The sequence below is a fragment of the Enterobacter sp. UCD-UG_FMILLET genome, assembly GCF_000762975.1.
In the GTDB taxonomy this organism is placed as follows: domain Bacteria; phylum Pseudomonadota; class Gammaproteobacteria; order Enterobacterales; family Enterobacteriaceae; genus Enterobacter; species Enterobacter dykesii.
The window spans coordinates 62,340-78,452 of sequence record NZ_JRJC01000027.1; the positions used below are offsets into that span (position 1 = coordinate 62,340).

A 16,113-nucleotide genomic window follows, 5' to 3' on the forward strand; every position below is an offset into this window, starting at 1 on the left:
CAAAAATTTGACCTCGCACCGGCGGGGTTTTTTATTGCCCGAAAGGAGCGCATATGTCTGCAGGAACTATCACCCTGACAAACGGGTCCGCTATTGTTGGCGGTACCGGAACCTCATTCGAAACCGAACTCGTAGCAGGTGACTTTATTGTCTCTACTGTGGGCGGCGTGTCGTATACATTGCCCGTAAAATCGGTAGAGAGTAATGCGCAACTTACGCTGGTCAGCAACTTTACCGGGCCAACACAATCCGGCGCGGCCTGGTCAGCGGTTCCCCGTGTGGCGCTGAACATGGTCACTGCCGCGCTGGTGGCGCAAAGTGCTGAAGCGCTGCGTGGACTGAATTACGACAAACAGAACTGGCAGCAGGTTTACAGCGCAGCCGGAAACATCACTGTGAAGCTGCCAGACGGCACTACCTTCACCGGACCGTCATGGAAATATCTGTCTGACAATATGGCAACCAAGAGCGGTGGGGCAGTACCTGTTAACCAGGGCGGTACCGGTTCGACAACCGCATCAGGCGCTCGCACAAACCTCGGTTTAGGCACATTCGTTACCCAGGAAAATCAGAGCATCGTCTATGGCCCGTCGCAGGATCATGCGCTTGTCGTACGAAAAGACGAGTGGGGCGTCGTTGTTTCGGATAATGGTAATCCGGTACCACTCGGAACCCGATATGGTGGAACTGGTGCAACCACCGGAGATTACTGGGGAGCCTGTACTAATATTGGAGCCATAAGACAAAAGACAGCACGGTTTGCGCCTGGTGATACACCGACGAACATATACTGGAAAAACAGTACCGGCTTCATTACTGGCCAGGTTGAAGGTGGAGCCGTAGGGGCATGGATTGATATTACCTCTGCCGATGAAGCCGCCCGAATGCAGCTAATAGGTTTTTATGGCGACAATAATGGTAAACGTGGGTTCGGTTATAAGGTTTATAACCCCAACTCTCAGTCCTGGTACAATCTCGCCGTAGTGCGTGATACAAGCAACACAACCGTAGATAGCAACGGGTTTATCAAAATCGCGTCACCAATTGTGAAGATTTACGGTGACGGACGATATGAAACTAACGATGAATCAGAAGGCGTTACGGTCACTCGTCTGGATGTAGGCCAATATCTCATTGATGGGTGTGAATCACTCAATTCAGACGCTGCCTGGGGCGGTATCGACGGAGGGTTTGAGATTCCCACAGACCGGAATAAACAACCGCTGATTTGGCTGGATTATGAGGTTAATGCCGATGGTTCTGTGTTGGTCAAAACCTATCATCGTACACACTCTGATGCACCAGCATTCGCCAGGAACGAACAGGACGGTATAAACGATGGAGATCCTGTTGATATCCCTGCTGATCAGTTCGTCTGCGTTCGGGTAGAAATGCCGACTGATTGTTTATTCAACCAAAAAAATTAAAGTTGCTGAGACAGCCCCGACTTAAGTTGAGAAATTTACAAACGGCATAATTCGAAGCGCGTGAGAAACTTAGAAACGAAACGGCGAAGCTTTAAGCAGCCGCTGCTGGGCCTGCATCTTGCGGACACTTACAAATAAAACTACTGTATATAAAAACAGTCTTTGAGGTGTGTGCAATGGAATTCATCAGGCCAACAGAACTGCGAGAAATTATCGCTCTCCCGCTTTTCAGTGACTTAGTACAGTGTGGTTTTCCAAGCCCTGCTGCTGATTACGTTGAACAGCGTATCGATCTCAATGAGTTACTGGTTTCCCACCCGAGCTCAACATACTTCGTCAAAGCCGCGGGTGATTCAATGATCGAAGCCGGGATTAGCGACGGTGATCTACTAGTGGTGGACAGTTCGCGCACAGCTGAACATGGTGACATTGTGATCGCCGCGGTGGAAGGGGAGTTCACTGTTAAACGTCTGCAGCTGCGCCCCACCGTACAACTCAACCCTATGAACAGTGCCTACAGTCCGATTGTTGTTGGCAGTGAAGACACACTGGACGTGTTTGGTGTTGTTACTTTCATCGTTAAATCTGCGAGCTGAATATGTTTGCTCTCTGTGATGTGAATTCGTTCTACGCATCATGCGAGACTGTATTCAGGCCGGACCTGAGAGGGCGCCCGGTAGTCGTCCTGTCGAACAATGACGGCTGCGTGATCGCGCGCAGCGCTGAGGCCAAGGCCGCTGGAATTACCATGGGCGAGCCGTTCTTCAAGCAAAAGGAGCTTTTCCGGCGCGCAGGAGTTGTGTGCTTCAGTAGCAATTACGAGCTGTACGCAGACATGTCGAACCGGGTGATGACGACGCTGGAGGAAATGAGCCCACGGGTCGAAATTTACAGTATCGACGAAGCTTTTTGCGATCTTACGGGAGTGCGAAACTGCCGGGACCTGACAGAATTCGGTAAGGAAATCCGCGCTACGGTTCTGAAGCGTACGCATCTTACCGTTGGTGTGGGTATTGCCCAGACAAAAACTCTCGCTAAACTCGCCAACCACGCCGCAAAAAAATGGCAGCGCCAGACGGGCGGGGTAGTTGACCTGTCAAATATCGATCGGCAGCGTAGGTTGTTGGCGATCGTGCCTGTAGAGGATGTTTGGGGCGTTGGTCGCAGAATCAGTAAGAAGCTAAATGCCATGGGCATCAAAACGGCTCTGGACCTCTCCGAGCAAAGCACCTGGATTATCCTCAAACACTTCAATGTTGTACTTGAGCGAACCGTCCGGGAGCTGCGCGGTGAGCCATGTCTGGATCTTGAAGAGTTTGCGCCAGCAAAGCAGGAAATCGTGTGTAGTCGTTCTTTTGGCGAGCGTGTCACAGAATACGAGCAGATGAGGCAAGCGATATGCTCTTACGCAGCGCGCGGTGCTGAAAAGCTTCGTGGCGAGCATCAGTATTGCCGCTTTATCTCTGCATTCGTGAAAACCTCTCCCTTCGCGCTTAATGAGCCGTATTATGGTAACAGTGCGTCCATGAAGCTTCTTACCCCCACTCAGGATTCACGCGACATCATTAACGCCGCGGTAAAGTGCCTGGACAAAATCTGGAAGGATGGCCACCGGTACCAGAAGGCAGGGATCATGCTTGGGGATTTTTTCAGCCAAGGCGTGGCCCAGCTCAACCTGTTCGATGAGAACGCGCCGCGTGTTGGTAGCGAGAGGTTGATGGAAGTTCTGGATTATCTGAACGGGAAAGATGGAAAGGGAACGCTTTATTTTGCCGGGCAGGGCATACAGCAGCAGTGGCAAATGAAGCGAGAAATGTTGTCGCCTCGATATACGACGAGATATTCAGACCTGCTTAGGGTCCGATAAATTTTCCTGATGTCTTGGGCCGCGTCAGGAGGAAAATTATTGCCGAACGTCTAGCCCTTCTGCCTCCTGTCAACAAGCCTAGCTTTCTGAGATACGCCAGGCGCAAGGAAATCAATATTAACATCAAACGATTAATGCAACAAAAATACGATTAAAGATATTTTATTGCGTGCCGATAGTGCTTTTTTAAAAGGAGAAATCTATGTCTGTCACAATTCAGGGGAATGCCTCAACTGCCATTTTAAACAACTCCGCCCCGGAAGGAACATCAAAAATAGCCAAAATCATGAGACAAATTCAAGTGCTGACTGAAAAGCTTGGGAAAATCTCATCGGAAGAGGGGATGACGCCAGAGCAGAAAAAAGAAATGGCTGCACTAGTACAGAAGCAAATTGAAAGCCTCAGAGTTCAACTTGAACAGTTGTTACGGCAGCAGGCAGAGAAACAGAATAAGGATGCGAAAGTTCAGCCTGATAACAAAGTAGAGAGAAAGGACGATACAAATACTGCCGGCACCATTGATATTTACGTCTGAGTGGTTGCCGTCTCGACACACGCATTAATCAGTGGCGTATTATCCCACCATTCGGGCGGGTAAGACCACAGGACTGGATCAAGATGCAGCTGCTCGTTGCGTTTGCTCAGGAGCAGCACCTTGGTACCGGGCGAGACGATGTTCCTGCCTATAGGTTCCGGGTCGTATGGAATGTCGCGATCGACTTCATCGGCCAGATAGGCCAGATAGGCCAGATAGGCCAGATATTCTTCACGCGTTTGAGCTTGTGCAAAACGTCCGCACATAGAAACCTCCAGCCAAGTCTCAAACTCAAAGTATAGAGCAGGGAGAGAAGGAGGAGCGTAGCGAACCCATTAAGAGATTAATCAATAAAACCAAAAAGTGGTTATCAAAACCCAAAAATCATCATAACTAATCAATAGGTTAGCTTGTGGTCAAAAAAGTGTGATGAACGCGCCAATTATGAGTTTTTGATTGAAAAATCAATGCATCATGATTGATTTAATGAAATACTGCTGCGTCATATGGAGTGGTTCGAAGCCGCAGACCTGATCGTTAAAGGTATGGAAGGCGCGATCAACGCCAAAACCGTTACCTATGACTTCGAACGTCTGATGGAAGGCGCTAAGCTGCTGAAATGCTCAGAGTTTGGCGACGCGATTATCGCGAACATGTAATCCAGTTTCTGGGTTAAACAAGAGCGGGGGCCTGAGGGTTCCCGTTTTTTTTGCCTCTGCCTGCGGGAGACAACACGATGTTAGCCACTGTCCTTATCGCTGTCGTTGCTTTCATTCATCTCTACATTCTTGTGCTGGAAATGTTTCTGTGGAATACCAAAACAGGGCACAAGGCCTTTAATCTGCGTCCCGACTTTGCGCGCGACACCCGCGTGCTGGCCGCGAATCAGGGCCTGTATAACGGTTTTCTGGCGGCTGGTCTGCTCTGGAGCCTCTGGCTCGGTGAAAAGGGTATTCAGGTGGCCATCTTCTTCCTGACCTGCGTGCTGATCGCCGGGCTCTTTGGCGCAGCCACCGCCAGCCGAAAAATTTTGTATGTACAGGCCGCGCCCGCTCTCGCAGCGCTGCTTGCGTTACTCCTCTGAAGCAATGCTTTGGTTGAGATAAGGCGTCCGATATACTGATGGCTTTACCCGTAAAGATTAGCGACGAGACAGTTATGAACAACGATATCCCACTGAAATATTATGACATTGCCGATGAGTACGCGACGGAAGCCGCAGAGCAGGTCGCTGAGTCAGAGCGTGACGCGCTGGCTCATTATTTCCAGCTGCTGATCACCCGTTTATCGAATAATGAGGAAATTAGCGAGGAAGCCCAGCAGGAGATGGCCACTGAGGCCGGGATCCGTGCGGGTCGCATTGATGATGTTGCGAATTTCCTCAATCAGTGGGGAAATGAATAGTCTGCTTCAAAAGCCGTTATGCTGATGCTTTGCGATACAGCTCAGCATCACGCTATCGGACCACATGCATTTTTTCCGCAGAATATGCGAAGCGGGGGCGTCGATAAACAACGCGAAAATAACGGTCAGACAAAAGAGTACTACTGGGAAAAGTAAGGATAATTTCACGTTTTTAACCAAAATAGGAGTGTGCTTCAGGGTAATCTACCGTCTGATTGTGACGACTATATGTTTTTGCGTAAAAAATGGAAACGTCGGAGCGAAAAAAACGGATACGCCGGGCTTCGGGTTACGGTGCGACCCCGGTGAGTCGCTTCGCCAGCTCGCTCCGGGTGAGTGCTTTTGAAAAATACCATCCCTGAATCAGCGCATCGGGATATCTATCTGCAATAAAGCGATATTGAATTTCATTTTCCACGCCCTCGAAAACAAGCGTTTTATTTAATTTTGCAAGGGCATCGGAGAAGATTGCAAAGATGTTTTGCTTATAATGCTCGCTGATGCCGTCCACCAGCGACTTATCAATTTTAATTTCATCATATTCAAGCAGAGACAGGCGTGCGAGATTCGAATTTTGTACGCCAAAATCATCTATTGATATTTTAACGCCGAGCGATTTCAACTCCTGACAGAATCCCTCGAGGATATCTGCCGTGGAAACGGCTTTCTCAGAGAGTTCGACCTTCATCAGCGAAAGGGGAAGGTGATTGGCAAAACACGCACGACGCAAAATGGTAATGAACTGTCCATCTTCAATTTCCTTGTGCCCAACGTTTATTGAGACTATCAGCTGGTGTTTTATCGCCAGAGGGGCAATTTCGGAAAGGGATTTTTCGATAATATTACTATAATATTTTTTATACAGACCGATCTTCTTAATTAATGGGATAAACAGCTCCGGAGAGACGTCCCCGTGCTTTTGATCGCGCCATCTCGACAGAACTTCTACACCTACGATTTTTTGATCGTGAATGCGGATAATGGGCTGATAGTTAACGCTGATGGTATTCGTGATAACGGCTTTTATCAGCGTACGTTCCAGAGAAAAACGGTCTTCATAGATACGGAAGATAAATAACGTTATCGCGATCCAGATAAAAAAGAGAATAACCGCGAGAAGCGCAAAGATAAACGGAGGTAACGACGCCAGCCCGGCGTCGTGATGCTTCACGATGACGCACAGGTCCCAGAAGGCGCTGCACTGTGTCAGAGTCAGGGTAAACAACGTCGAATGCAGCCAGCTCTGCTGATTTAGTTCCGTGGCGGCCGAAAAAAAGACTCTGCCGAAGTCTTTGGTGGTTGCACTGAGCGAATAGCTTGCGGTAACCGGGGTGAATTTATCGTAAGCATAGCGTGAGGTGAAGATAATAATATTGTTATAAATTGCCGCATTGCCCGTGAAAAAGTCTTTTCTCGAAAACTGAGCCAGGAGAAAGCCCCTCGGCGTTTTATGCAGTTCTGCAGGAAGTGCAACGGGCGTCGCGAGTTTCCCCCAAAAAGCGGTACAGACAATTTTTCCCTTCTCAATAAAACCAATATCGGCGAAATAAAGATTATTAAGCTTAATTTGTCTGTAGCGATCGAGGCTGGATTTATCGCATCCCTGCGTCGTGATGCTTTTGAGACCCAGTGCCACGCTTTGGGACACGTCTTCTGAATAATGTAAAAGGGTACGGGATATTTCAAGCTGTTTGCTCTTCTGCTGACCGATGATTACAGCATTGACCACATAAAGAGACAGGAAGACCAGAAGCGTTGAAACGATAGCAACGGCAATGAGCTTTTTCATTTTCCAGATATCCAGTCCGCTCCCTGATTGCACAAATCTTAACACAGCCAGGGCATGGAACAAGCCTGATAGTAACGTCATGTGAGTAAATGCCGGCAGGTGAACTCATACGAAAGCATCAGTTTTTTAAGATAATTCTTAGCTAAGCTATTTTCATTGTTATAAGCAATACCGGGTTAGCACAGGCTCTTCTTTCAGAACATCGATGTTTGTTTTTTTTATTAAGGAAAACATCGTGCGCAACGTGATGATCCCTATTCTTAGTGCTCTGTTCCTTTTTCTGAGCGGCATTCTGATTATTAACTGGCAGCTATGGCAGATGGAGAAGCTGAGTTACACTTCCCTTCCCGGGAACGGCGTGTTGATTATACCGCAGACCAAAGGGTTGATGGCAAAAGTGGTGACCCAGCTTAAGCCGCTTTTGCCTAAGCTACCGGACGGGTTTCATATTGGGGTGAACATCAGCGCCAGACATATTAATGCGCCTTCATTTATCGGTGACTGTCGCGTCTTCGGGAAGGGGTTTCAGGGTAAAGAGGTCAAACTGGTTCTCGAGGTGACCGAGCGTGAACCGCTGATCGATAATCCTCACCTCGTGGAAAACCTCAACATGCTGCATAACGCCGGTTTTGTTATTGCCCTGGACGATTTTGGTACGGGTTATTCCGGGCTGTCATGCCTTAATGCACTGGCCATTGATTATATTAAAATTGATAAAAGCTTTGTGAACCGGGTTTCAGATGAAAAGGACTCAACGATCCTGCTGGACTGCGTCATTGACCTGGCGAAAAAACTCTCCTTGCGCATTGTGGCTGAAGGCGTAGAAACGAAAGCGCAGCTGGAGTATCTCAACCGTAATGAGATTACTTTGTTGCAGGGGTATTATTTTGGTAAGCCCGTCTCCTGTATCGATTTTATTAAAGTCATTTTATCTAAGCCCCGGGAGACGGTCAGTCTGTAAAACGAAATTAAGACGAGCTTCTGTTGTACGCTTAAGTGCAATTCATTTTCCTCTTATCCTGAGCTTTGTTACAGTGACACGAGTTGTCAGCCAGGGATGTCAGGCGTGATAAGGTGGAAAAGCTCGTGCATGTGAAAAATACTTTTTACACAACAACCATTACCGTCATCATTGTCTCATTGATCATCTCGCTGTCGCTTGCCGTCCAAATTGCCACGTCCAGACAGCAGTCAATCCAGCAAATTAATACCAGCGTCGCCAACCTGAGCCATACCCTTGATGTCTACACCGAGGGGATCATGCGCCAAAGTGAAATGTTAATTACTACCGTTTCCGACATAATCGAAATTTATGGCATGACGCCGCAACAGGCGAACCATATTCAGCGAATGATAAATAATCAGGACAATCTGCTTACCCAGATTAATAACGTGGTTGTTTACAATGCGCAGGGCGATATCTTCACCGCGCTGCAGGAAAGTTTTACGGGGCCACGCAAAGGCTCTGACAGAGAGTTTTTTATCTACCACAAGGAAAATAAAAATCAGCAGATTTTTATTGGCGAGCCCGTAGTCAGCAGAACCAATGGTAAATGGGTCATCACCATTAGTCGGCGCCTTGAAACCCACACCGGGGCATTTAATGGTGTTGTGGTGGTGACGCTGGGTATCGAGAATTTTCTCGCGCTCTACGGGCAGATTAATATTGGTCATGCGGGGGTCATTGGCTTAACAACCGAGTCAGGCGTGCTGCTGGTCCGTTATCCTTTTAAAAATACCTATATCGGCACGATTGTTTCTGATTCACCGCTCTTCAGGAAATACCTCAAGGTGCAAAATACCGGGATAGCCAGTTCCATTTCGCGATTTGATAAAATCGAACGCATTTATGCCTATGAGAAAAACCGACGCTACGGGCTGGTCACCACCGTGGCGCAAGCAGGCCATTCAACTGGCGCTACTCATTTTCGTTTTCACTGCGATACTCATCGTCGCGTCATACTTCCTGTATTCCGACTTATCCAGGAAAACCAGAGATAATAAGGCGCTGAAGATTATCGCCTCTGAGGATGCGCTAACCGGGCTTTACAACCGTCGCATTTTTGATGAAAAAATCCTCTCGGAAATCGCGCTTTGTGCCGCGCATGATGCGGCAATTTCGATATTGATTGTGGATGTGGACTACTTCAAAAAATACAACGATAACTACGGGCATCCGGAAGGGGACCGGTGTCTGGCTCTGCTGGCAAACAGTCTCAGGGAGAGCCTTACCCGTGATAATCAGATTGTGGCGCGCTACGGCGGAGAGGAATTTGCGCTGATATTACCTGATACGGATATCCAGGAGGCGCTTCGACTGGCGCAGACGATTATTCGCAACGTGTTTTCCCTGCAAATCTCGCATGCTTTTAGCCCCTTCGGGCGGGTGACGGTAAGCGTTGGGATTTCCACCGCGCGTGCGGTCGACATCGCGGGCAGCCAGCAGAATATTATTATTGCCGCCGACCAGGCGCTCTATCAGGCAAAGCGTGCAGGACGTAACCGGTACGCGTTTGTTGGGGTATGAACTAAAAAAAAGCCCACTCAGGAGTGGGCAAGAAATACTGGAAGCAATGTGAGCAATGTCGTACTGAATACCTGAGTGTTTCGCTCAACTATTCAGTGTTGAGAAAGATAATCTTTCTCAACAAAAGATGCAACCCCACAGTTTATGTGGCCCGTTCTTTTTGTTGATGAATAATTGCGCACTCTCTCTTTGTGATGCCTATCACAAATTTCCTTTCTGAAATCCTGTGCTATTCTTTTTTGTGTCGTTGATTTAATGACAAAAACCATACAGAGAGGAAAGTTATGGGAATTTTATCCTGGATTATCTTTGGGCTTATTGCGGGTATTCTGGCGAAGTGGATCATGCCGGGCAAAGATGGCGGTGGGTTTATCGTCACCGTAATACTGGGTATTATCGGCGCGGTAGTCGGCGGCTGGATCAGTACGCTGTTCGGTTTTGGTAAAGTCGATGGCTTTAACTTCGGCAGCTTTGCCGTCGCGGTGATCGGTGCGCTGGTTGTTCTGTTTATCTACAGAAAAATCAAAAGCTAAGGCTTACAAGCGTTAAAAAAGGCTGCCAGATGGCGGCCTTTTTACGTAGTGGCGTTTACCACCAGCCAAGCTGTGTGCCGGCAAACGCCGCGATGGCAACGATCAGCATAACGAGGGTCGTTTTTCTCATTTATGCCCCAGGCGCCGCGTAACCACCGACAAAAAACCATGCTAAAAAAATCACCGCCGTTATAAAAATAACGACCGGGAAGAGGATCCCTATTCTCATATCATCACCTGTTTCGGTTTTTGTAACGCCGTAGAGTGTACGGGGTTAATCCATAGTGAGAAAGCGTGTTTTGCTTTTTCCTTTCTTATCCTGATACATCGCGACATCCGCGTCGCGTAATGCGCTGTCCGGATCGGTTACCTCAGGGTCCACTTCGATAACGCCGAGACTTGCTCCGGGATAAATGAGGTTCACGCTACCTAGCCAGTATTCACCGGCAATGCAGGCGCTGAGGCGCGTTTTGAGCAGAGTGACCTGCGCGTTATCTCCGTCTCTTTGATATGCGCTTAGTGAAGCCACCAGAAACTCATCACCGCCCAGCCGGCCAATGATATCGTCCTGCTGTTTTTCTTCCGTCAGACGCTTGCCCACTTCTATCAGGAACTGGTCACCAGCCTCGTGTCCGTAGCGATCGTTAATCAGCTTGAAATCATCCAGATCGATGAACGCAATGACGGTGTTACGTTTAAGGTGGCGCGCCAGGGAAAACAGCGTGGTCAGATCTTCAAAAATGGCGCGACGGTTGGGTAAACCGGTAAGGGCATCCGTGTAAGAGTGGGCGATGAGGGCCGCGTTGGCTTCGCGAAGCTGAGTCATCAGCGACTCTTTCTGAATGGACTGGGCAATCAGCCCGGCGAATAACTTCAGAACCTGTTCACCGCGCTCGCTAAGCGGCTTTCTGGCCGTGCTGGTGGCGCAGAGCGTTCCGTAGAGTGAACCATCTGCAAGATGGACAGGAATACTCATGTAGGTCGTAATGCCGAGTGCTTTCGCCGCCTCGCACTCCGGCCAGCGTTCGGGAACGTCGTTGCTGAATACGGTGCCGCTATCCAGCGCGCGCTTGCACAGTGTTTCATCCCATGGGACGCTCAGCCCCTCAGGGATTGTCATCTGCTTGCTGTTGCGGGCGTAGAGGATATGCTGCAGTCGGGCTTCGATATCCACCTTGGTGAGGTAAGTCGACTCCATGTCAGTCACTATTTCCAGCATCTCCAGCAGTTGGCGAACGAGACCTTCAAGGGATTGTTCAGTGGCGAGGGTTTCTGAAACACGGGCAAGGATAATATCCGACATGACGTAGAATGACTCCCATGCAGAAGACGTCTGCATCTGCATGTTATGCTGAATTTTTAGGCTTCAGGCATAGTAAAACATGAATATAAAAAATTTAATATATGCAGGGAGGGGGCAGCAGCAGAGAAAAAAAGCCCCGTTGTTGAGACCGGGGCAAAGACATCTTGATTACGGAATGATGTTCTCTGGTCATATCGAGAACATGCCACACTATAGTGTTGAAAAGTGCAGTTAAAATGGAGAAATCATGGAGAACGCGGCGATGAACCGTTACCCTTAGATTGTAATGATGTCACAAGGATCAATGAGATGAGATTTCTGCTTCTGGCGCTGGCGCTTCCCCTGGTGGCCTGTACCGCAAAAACAACCCCACCCGATGCGCCGAAACCGCCGCACGCTGTCGGTATGGCGAACCCGGCCTCCGTGTACTGCCTGGAGAAAGGCGGGGAACAGATCCCGGTTCAAAGCCCGCAGGGCGTACGCACGGAGTGCAAACTACCGGGGGGTGAAGTGATAGATGAATGGACGCTCTACCGTCGCGATCATCCGCAACCCGCCAGGTGACAGACATATATTGCCTGCGATACACTTCTCTTTAGGATTAATCTTAGCCAGTTTCTGGCGTTAGTTTCTGCGAGAGAAGTATGTTCCAGCTTAAACCGGGCAGCATGGCGATGATCGTGGGTGCCCGCACGGCGTCAGGCCGTCGCAATATTGGTAAATCTGTTGAGCTGTTTGGCCTGTGCGAGCCTGGCCTGCGTTTCGTGAACCCGGTCAACGGCGTGATGACGCAACTTCCCGTAACTGCGGATCGCGCGCTTTGGCTGGTGACAGGCGACGTTTACGCCTTTGACAATCAGCACGGCTTTGCGTTTGTCCGCGCCGAACATCTGATGCCGCTCACTCCCGATGAAGCCCCACAAATTCTCGATGAGCTGGCGATCGGCTGATCAGAGATGGCGCAGCCAGTCGGCTAATACCAGGGCGTGATTTTGCTCTGTGTTTTTGGCAGCAAAGAGCAGGGTGACGGTCTGCCTGTTCGCCAGCGTCGCCAGACGTCTTCCCTCATCAGCGTGCTGCGCCAGTTCTTCCCGATAGGCCTTAGTGAAGGCGGTGAAATCAATGGTTTCGCTATGAAAGGCCTTGCGTAATTCATTCGAGGGCGTGAGCGCTTTGCACCATTCATCATACGCGAGGTCCGTTTTTTTGACCCCGCGCGGCCACAGCTTGTCCACCAGCACCCGATAGCCGTCGTCCGGAGCTGCCTGTTCGTATACGCGTTTGCATTGGATCATGATTCCACCCTCCCAATTTAAGGTATTGTGATAATTGCAGAAGATCGGTAGTCTGAGGTTCCTTATGTTATCTGATAATACTCTGGCATAAGGAACCTTTCATGGAACACCTCCCGGTTAAAACGACGCTGCGCATTGCGCTGGTTGGCGATTACAATCCCAGTGTTATTGCGCATCAGGCGATCCCGCTGGCCATTGACGACGCCGCCGCAGTCCTTGACCTCACCGCCGATTACGACTGGCTTGCCACCACGGAGCTGACGAGCCCTGAAGATCTGGTGGGCTACGATGCCATCTGGCTGGTGCCTGCCAGCCCCTATAAAAACACCGAGGCGGCCTTTATCGCCGCGCGCTACGCCCGTGAAAACGGCGTACCGTTCCTTGGCACCTGCGGCGGATTCCAGCACGCGCTGATTGAGTATGCCCGAAACGTGCTGGGCTGGGCTGATGCGGCACATGCCGAGACGGATACCGAAGGCACCATGGTGATTGCGCCGCTGACCTGCTCGCTGGTGGAAAAAACCGATGCGATTGAGCTGCGCAAAAATACGCTGATCGCAAAAGCGTACGGCAAGCCGGAAATTGAAGAGGGATATCACTGTAACTATGGCGTGTCGCCGGCGTTTGCACAGGCGCTGGAAAGCGGTGATATGCACGTTACGGGCTGGGACGAACAGGGGGAAATTCGCGCCGCGGAGCTGGTTACGCACCCGTTCTTCGTGATCACCTTATTCCAGCATGAACGTAGTGCGCTGGAGGGACGCCCGGTCGTGCTGGTGCAGGCGATGCTGCGCGCGGCGCGCGGGTAAGAAAAGGCAGACCCAATGGTCTGCCACAGTCTTTAACGGGGCGCGATCTCCCGGTCTCGCCCGGCGAGCACGCCGCAAATAGCCATTATCACGGCGGCCAGGGCGCAGCCCAGAAGCGGGATCCGCCAGTCTCCCGCGCTGTCGTGAATTTTCCCCATCAGCGGAGGGCCGCAGGCGGCGAGCAGATAGCCAATCGACTGCGCCATGCCGGACAGGGCCGCAGCCTGATGCGCAGAGCTGGCGCGCAGACCGATGAACGTCAGGCCGAGGATCATCGTTGCTCCGGAGCCGAAGCCAAACACCAGCGTCCACATCACCGCCATATCAGGCATAAACCACAGCCCCGCCGCGCTAACCGCGCACATCAGTGCAACCGCACCGGCGATCCCCCGCTGATCTTTCAGACGGTGGAGGATCAGCGGAACGGCAAGCCCCGGCACGGCCGTGGCCAGCTGCAACAGCCCGTGCACCGAGCCGGCCTGAGCTTCGCTGTAGCCGTGGCTGAGCAATATCGCCGGCAGCCAGCCAATGATGACGTAGTAAATCAGCGAGTTAATCCCCAAAAAGAGCGTCACCTGCCAGGCGAGTGCCGAGCGCCAGATGGCGCGATTATGCAGCGCGCCAGCGCCCGTTACCGTCGCAACGTGTTTCTGACGCCACTGCGGCAGCCAGAGCAGCAGCGCGACCAGCGGAAACGCCATCAGCATCAGCAGCGCGCCGTGCCAGCCCGCATTACCCTGCGCCAGGGGAACAATCAGCGCCGAGCCAAGCGCCGCCGAGACGCCCATCGTCAGGGAGTAGGCTCCGGTGAGTTTCGCCACCTGGCCCGGAAAGTCACGTTTAATTAATCCGGGTAACAGCACGTTCCCTAGCGCAATCCCGCAGCCTATGACCGCCGTTCCGATGAAAAGCAGCACGGCGGAAGGCAGAGAGCGAAGTGCAATTCCGACGCAAATCAGCAGCAGGGCGACAAACAGGCTGCGCTCCATGCCGATACGTCGGGCAACGCCTGCGGCGAGCGGCGAGATAAGGGCGAAAGCCAGCAGGGGCAGGGTGGTCAGCAGACCGGTTTGCGCCGTGCTTAAGCCATAATCAAGACGAATAGTGTCGAGCAGCGGGGCTGCCCCGGTAAAGGTGACGCGAAGCGTAGTGGCAATCATCAGGATGCCTGCAATCAACAGCGCGCCGTGTTTTCCTGAGGTGCGAATAGCAGTAGTCATTATGTTCTCATACGTTCAAGCGAGCGCCCACAATACCGATTTTCCCGGCGGTTTAAATCAGGCTAAAATGACAGTTTATCGCTAATATCGGACAAACTGATGATTGGTCTGGGACTGGACGGCTATGATCCCGATAGCCAGCACGATGCGGCCGTCGCATTTCGCATCCGCGTGGTGGCGGAGGAACAGTATATTCCCCGACATCATCACCGTAAGGGGCAGTTGATTCTGGCCCTCGGCGGCGCGATCACCTGCGAAGTGGAAAATGCCATGCTGATGGTTCCACCCCAGTACGCCGTCTGGATCCCCGGCCAGATGCCGCACAGCAACAGGGCCACCCCTGGCGCACAGCTCTGCTTTTTGTTCATTGAACCGGGGGCGGCAAGCTTGCCCGACCGCTGCTGCACCCTGAAAATCTCCCCTCTGGTGCGGGAGCTGATTTTATCCCTGGCGGAAAAATCGCCTGAACAACTCACTCTTGCGGCCACCTCGCGCCTGGTGGACGTTCTGTTTGACGAGCTGCCGCTCCAGCGTCAGGAGCATCTGCAGCTGCCCGTCTCGCCTCATCCTAAAATTCGGCTGATGAGCGAGAAAATGGCGGAAGAGCCCGCCGCCTGGCAGACGCTGACGCAGTGGGCGAGCCACTTTGCCATGAGCGAACGCAACCTGGCGCGGCTGGTGGTGAAAGAGACCGGCTTAAGCTTTCGCCGCTGGCGTCACCAGCTGCAGCTGATCGTGGCGTTACAGCATTTGATCGGTGGGAAATCGGTGCAGCAGGTGGCACAGACACTCGGCTATGACTCGACCACCGCGTTTATCACCATGTTCAGAAAGGGACTGGGCCAGACGCCGGCGCGCTATATGGCCAGCCTGACTACGACTTCCCGATAAACAGAGAGACAAGGCCTGCTGCAATCAGCGGCCCCACCGGAACGCCGCGAAAGAGCGCCACGCCCAGCACGGTGCCCACCAGCAGACCCGCCACCAGCGAGGGCTGGCTGCTCATCAGCGTAACGCCGCGCCCGCCCAGCCACGAAACAAAAATCCCCACCGCGATCGCCACCAGCGATTTCCAGTTCACAAACGAGTGCAGCAGCGTTGAAGCGGGAAGCGTGCCGCTGGCGATGGGCGCCATTACCCCGATGGTTAAAATGATGATCCCGATGGTGAGGCCTTGTTTTTCTATCCACGGGAAAAAGGTATTTAACGGGGTCACGCGAACAATAATCAGCACCAGAATCGAGATGGCGACGGTGGTGTTATGGCTGACAAAGCCGAGCGCGGCCAGTGCCAGAAGAATGAGCAGAGTAGGGTCAAACATAGGGAATCCTTGCCAGAAAAATTGTTCTGTTTACTGTACGCGCAAACGCGGCAGAGAACAGTTTTAAAAAGATTTTGTCGTTG

Annotated in this window: 17 protein-coding genes and 4 pseudogenes; 14 read left to right on the forward strand and 7 right to left on the reverse strand. The window is 51.4% G+C overall.

The window, feature by feature from the left end; genetic code table 11:
* Positions 1 to 53 precede the first annotated feature (53 nt).
* The 4 genes from LA04_RS25015 to LA04_RS13035 all read left to right on the forward strand — a co-directional run bounded on the left by LA04_RS25015 (position 54) and on the right by LA04_RS13035 (position 3,829).
* The gene (locus LA04_RS25015) at positions 54 to 1,427 is read left to right on the forward strand and encodes a phage tail fiber protein (protein ID WP_052119549.1); all 1,374 of its coding nucleotides are present in this window, start codon (positions 54 to 56) and stop codon (positions 1,425 to 1,427) included.
* A gap of 176 nt (positions 1,428 to 1,603) precedes the next feature.
* Positions 1,604 to 2,023: a translesion error-prone DNA polymerase V autoproteolytic subunit gene (locus LA04_RS13025; RefSeq protein WP_041162658.1), complete on the forward strand. Its 420-nt coding sequence runs from the start codon at positions 1,604 to 1,606 to the stop codon at positions 2,021 to 2,023.
* A gap of 2 nt (positions 2,024 to 2,025) precedes the next feature.
* Positions 2,026 to 3,294 carry a Y-family DNA polymerase gene (locus LA04_RS13030; protein WP_047651906.1) on the forward strand — a complete coding sequence of 423 codons (1,269 nt, stop codon included), beginning with the start codon at positions 2,026 to 2,028 and terminating at the stop codon, positions 3,292 to 3,294.
* A 202-nt stretch (positions 3,295 to 3,496) separates the two neighbouring features.
* Positions 3,497 to 3,829 (forward strand): FlxA-like family protein, encoded by a 333-nt coding sequence (locus tag LA04_RS13035; protein WP_040017211.1) that lies wholly within the window; start codon positions 3,497 to 3,499, stop codon positions 3,827 to 3,829.
* Here LA04_RS13035 and LA04_RS13040 read toward each other — a convergent pair.
* Positions 3,829 to 4,095 (reverse strand): annotated as a pseudogene (locus tag LA04_RS13040) (SOS response-associated peptidase family protein); the annotation flags it as partial. The gene LA04_RS13035 and the pseudogene LA04_RS13040 overlap by 1 nt on opposite strands.
* 222 nt (positions 4,096 to 4,317) lie before the next feature.
* Between LA04_RS13040 and LA04_RS23635 the strand changes: the two are divergent.
* The 3 genes and pseudogenes from LA04_RS23635 to LA04_RS13050 all read left to right on the forward strand — a co-directional run.
* Positions 4,318 to 4,488 (forward strand): annotated as a pseudogene (locus tag LA04_RS23635) (NADP-dependent isocitrate dehydrogenase); the annotation flags it as partial.
* A 77-nt stretch (positions 4,489 to 4,565) separates the two neighbouring features.
* The gene (locus LA04_RS13045; RefSeq protein ID WP_047651907.1) at positions 4,566 to 4,913 is read left to right on the forward strand and encodes a DUF1304 domain-containing protein; all 348 of its coding nucleotides are present in this window, start codon (positions 4,566 to 4,568) and stop codon (positions 4,911 to 4,913) included.
* Between the two features lie 74 nt (positions 4,914 to 4,987).
* Positions 4,988 to 5,233 (forward strand): DUF2543 family protein, encoded by a 246-nt coding sequence (locus tag LA04_RS13050; protein WP_047651908.1) that lies wholly within the window; start codon positions 4,988 to 4,990, stop codon positions 5,231 to 5,233.
* 289 nt (positions 5,234 to 5,522) lie between these two features.
* On the opposite strand, the gene LA04_RS13055 is transcribed toward LA04_RS13050, so the two are convergent.
* The gene (locus LA04_RS13055) at positions 5,523 to 7,022 is read right to left on the reverse strand and encodes an EAL domain-containing protein (RefSeq protein ID WP_047651909.1); all 1,500 of its coding nucleotides are present in this window, start codon (positions 7,020 to 7,022) and stop codon (positions 5,523 to 5,525) included.
* 361 nt (positions 7,023 to 7,383) lie between these two features.
* Between LA04_RS13055 and LA04_RS13060 the strand changes: the two are divergent.
* The 3 genes and pseudogenes from LA04_RS13060 to LA04_RS13070 all read left to right on the forward strand — a co-directional run.
* A pseudogene (locus LA04_RS13060) lies at positions 7,384 to 7,983 on the forward strand (EAL domain-containing protein); the annotation flags it as partial.
* 125 nt (positions 7,984 to 8,108) lie between these two features.
* Positions 8,109 to 9,549 (forward strand): annotated as a pseudogene (locus tag LA04_RS13065) (sensor domain-containing diguanylate cyclase).
* 284 nt (positions 9,550 to 9,833) lie between these two features.
* Complete coding sequence (locus tag LA04_RS13070) at positions 9,834 to 10,082, forward strand: GlsB/YeaQ/YmgE family stress response membrane protein (protein ID WP_006174788.1); 249 nt, start codon at positions 9,834 to 9,836, stop codon at positions 10,080 to 10,082.
* A 130-nt stretch (positions 10,083 to 10,212) separates the two neighbouring features.
* Here LA04_RS13070 and LA04_RS24435 read toward each other — a convergent pair whose 3' ends face one another.
* Positions 10,213 to 10,311, reverse strand: coding sequence for a YoaK family small membrane protein (locus tag LA04_RS24435; RefSeq protein WP_029739841.1), 99 nt, complete (start codon positions 10,309 to 10,311; stop codon positions 10,213 to 10,215).
* A gap of 45 nt (positions 10,312 to 10,356) precedes the next feature.
* Positions 10,357 to 11,385 (reverse strand): sensor domain-containing diguanylate cyclase, encoded by a 1,029-nt coding sequence (locus LA04_RS13080; protein ID WP_047651995.1) that lies wholly within the window; start codon positions 11,383 to 11,385, stop codon positions 10,357 to 10,359.
* 309 nt (positions 11,386 to 11,694) lie between these two features.
* On the opposite strand from LA04_RS13080, the gene LA04_RS13085 reads away from it, so the two are divergent.
* Both LA04_RS13085 and LA04_RS13090 read left to right on the forward strand, forming a co-directional pair.
* The gene (locus tag LA04_RS13085) at positions 11,695 to 11,949 is read left to right on the forward strand and encodes a putative hemolysin (protein WP_047651910.1); all 255 of its coding nucleotides are present in this window, start codon (positions 11,695 to 11,697) and stop codon (positions 11,947 to 11,949) included.
* Between the two features lie 80 nt (positions 11,950 to 12,029).
* Entirely contained in the window at positions 12,030 to 12,335 is a 306-nt protein-coding gene (locus LA04_RS13090) for a periplasmic protein (protein ID WP_047651911.1), read from the forward strand.
* On the opposite strand, the gene LA04_RS13095 is transcribed toward LA04_RS13090, so the two are convergent.
* Complete coding sequence (locus tag LA04_RS13095) at positions 12,336 to 12,680, reverse strand: DUF488 domain-containing protein (protein ID WP_047651912.1); 345 nt, start codon at positions 12,678 to 12,680, stop codon at positions 12,336 to 12,338.
* Positions 12,681 to 12,781: 101 nt separating this feature from the next.
* On the opposite strand from LA04_RS13095, the gene LA04_RS13100 reads away from it, so the two are divergent.
* Positions 12,782 to 13,489 (forward strand): CTP synthase C-terminal region-related (seleno)protein, encoded by a 708-nt coding sequence (locus LA04_RS13100; RefSeq protein ID WP_047651913.1) that lies wholly within the window; start codon positions 12,782 to 12,784, stop codon positions 13,487 to 13,489.
* A 32-nt stretch (positions 13,490 to 13,521) separates the two neighbouring features.
* On the opposite strand, the gene LA04_RS13105 is transcribed toward LA04_RS13100, so the two are convergent.
* Positions 13,522 to 14,709, reverse strand: coding sequence for a CynX/NimT family MFS transporter (locus LA04_RS13105; protein WP_047651915.1), 1,188 nt, complete (start codon positions 14,707 to 14,709; stop codon positions 13,522 to 13,524).
* A gap of 99 nt (positions 14,710 to 14,808) precedes the next feature.
* On the opposite strand from LA04_RS13105, the gene LA04_RS13110 reads away from it, so the two are divergent.
* The gene (locus LA04_RS13110; protein WP_047651916.1) at positions 14,809 to 15,600 is read left to right on the forward strand and encodes an AraC family transcriptional regulator; all 792 of its coding nucleotides are present in this window, start codon (positions 14,809 to 14,811) and stop codon (positions 15,598 to 15,600) included.
* Here LA04_RS13110 and LA04_RS13115 read toward each other — a convergent pair.
* Complete coding sequence (locus tag LA04_RS13115; RefSeq protein ID WP_024908579.1) at positions 15,584 to 16,030, reverse strand: DUF441 domain-containing protein; 447 nt, start codon at positions 16,028 to 16,030, stop codon at positions 15,584 to 15,586. The genes LA04_RS13110 and LA04_RS13115 overlap by 17 nt on opposite strands.
* Positions 16,031 to 16,113 lie beyond the last annotated feature (83 nt).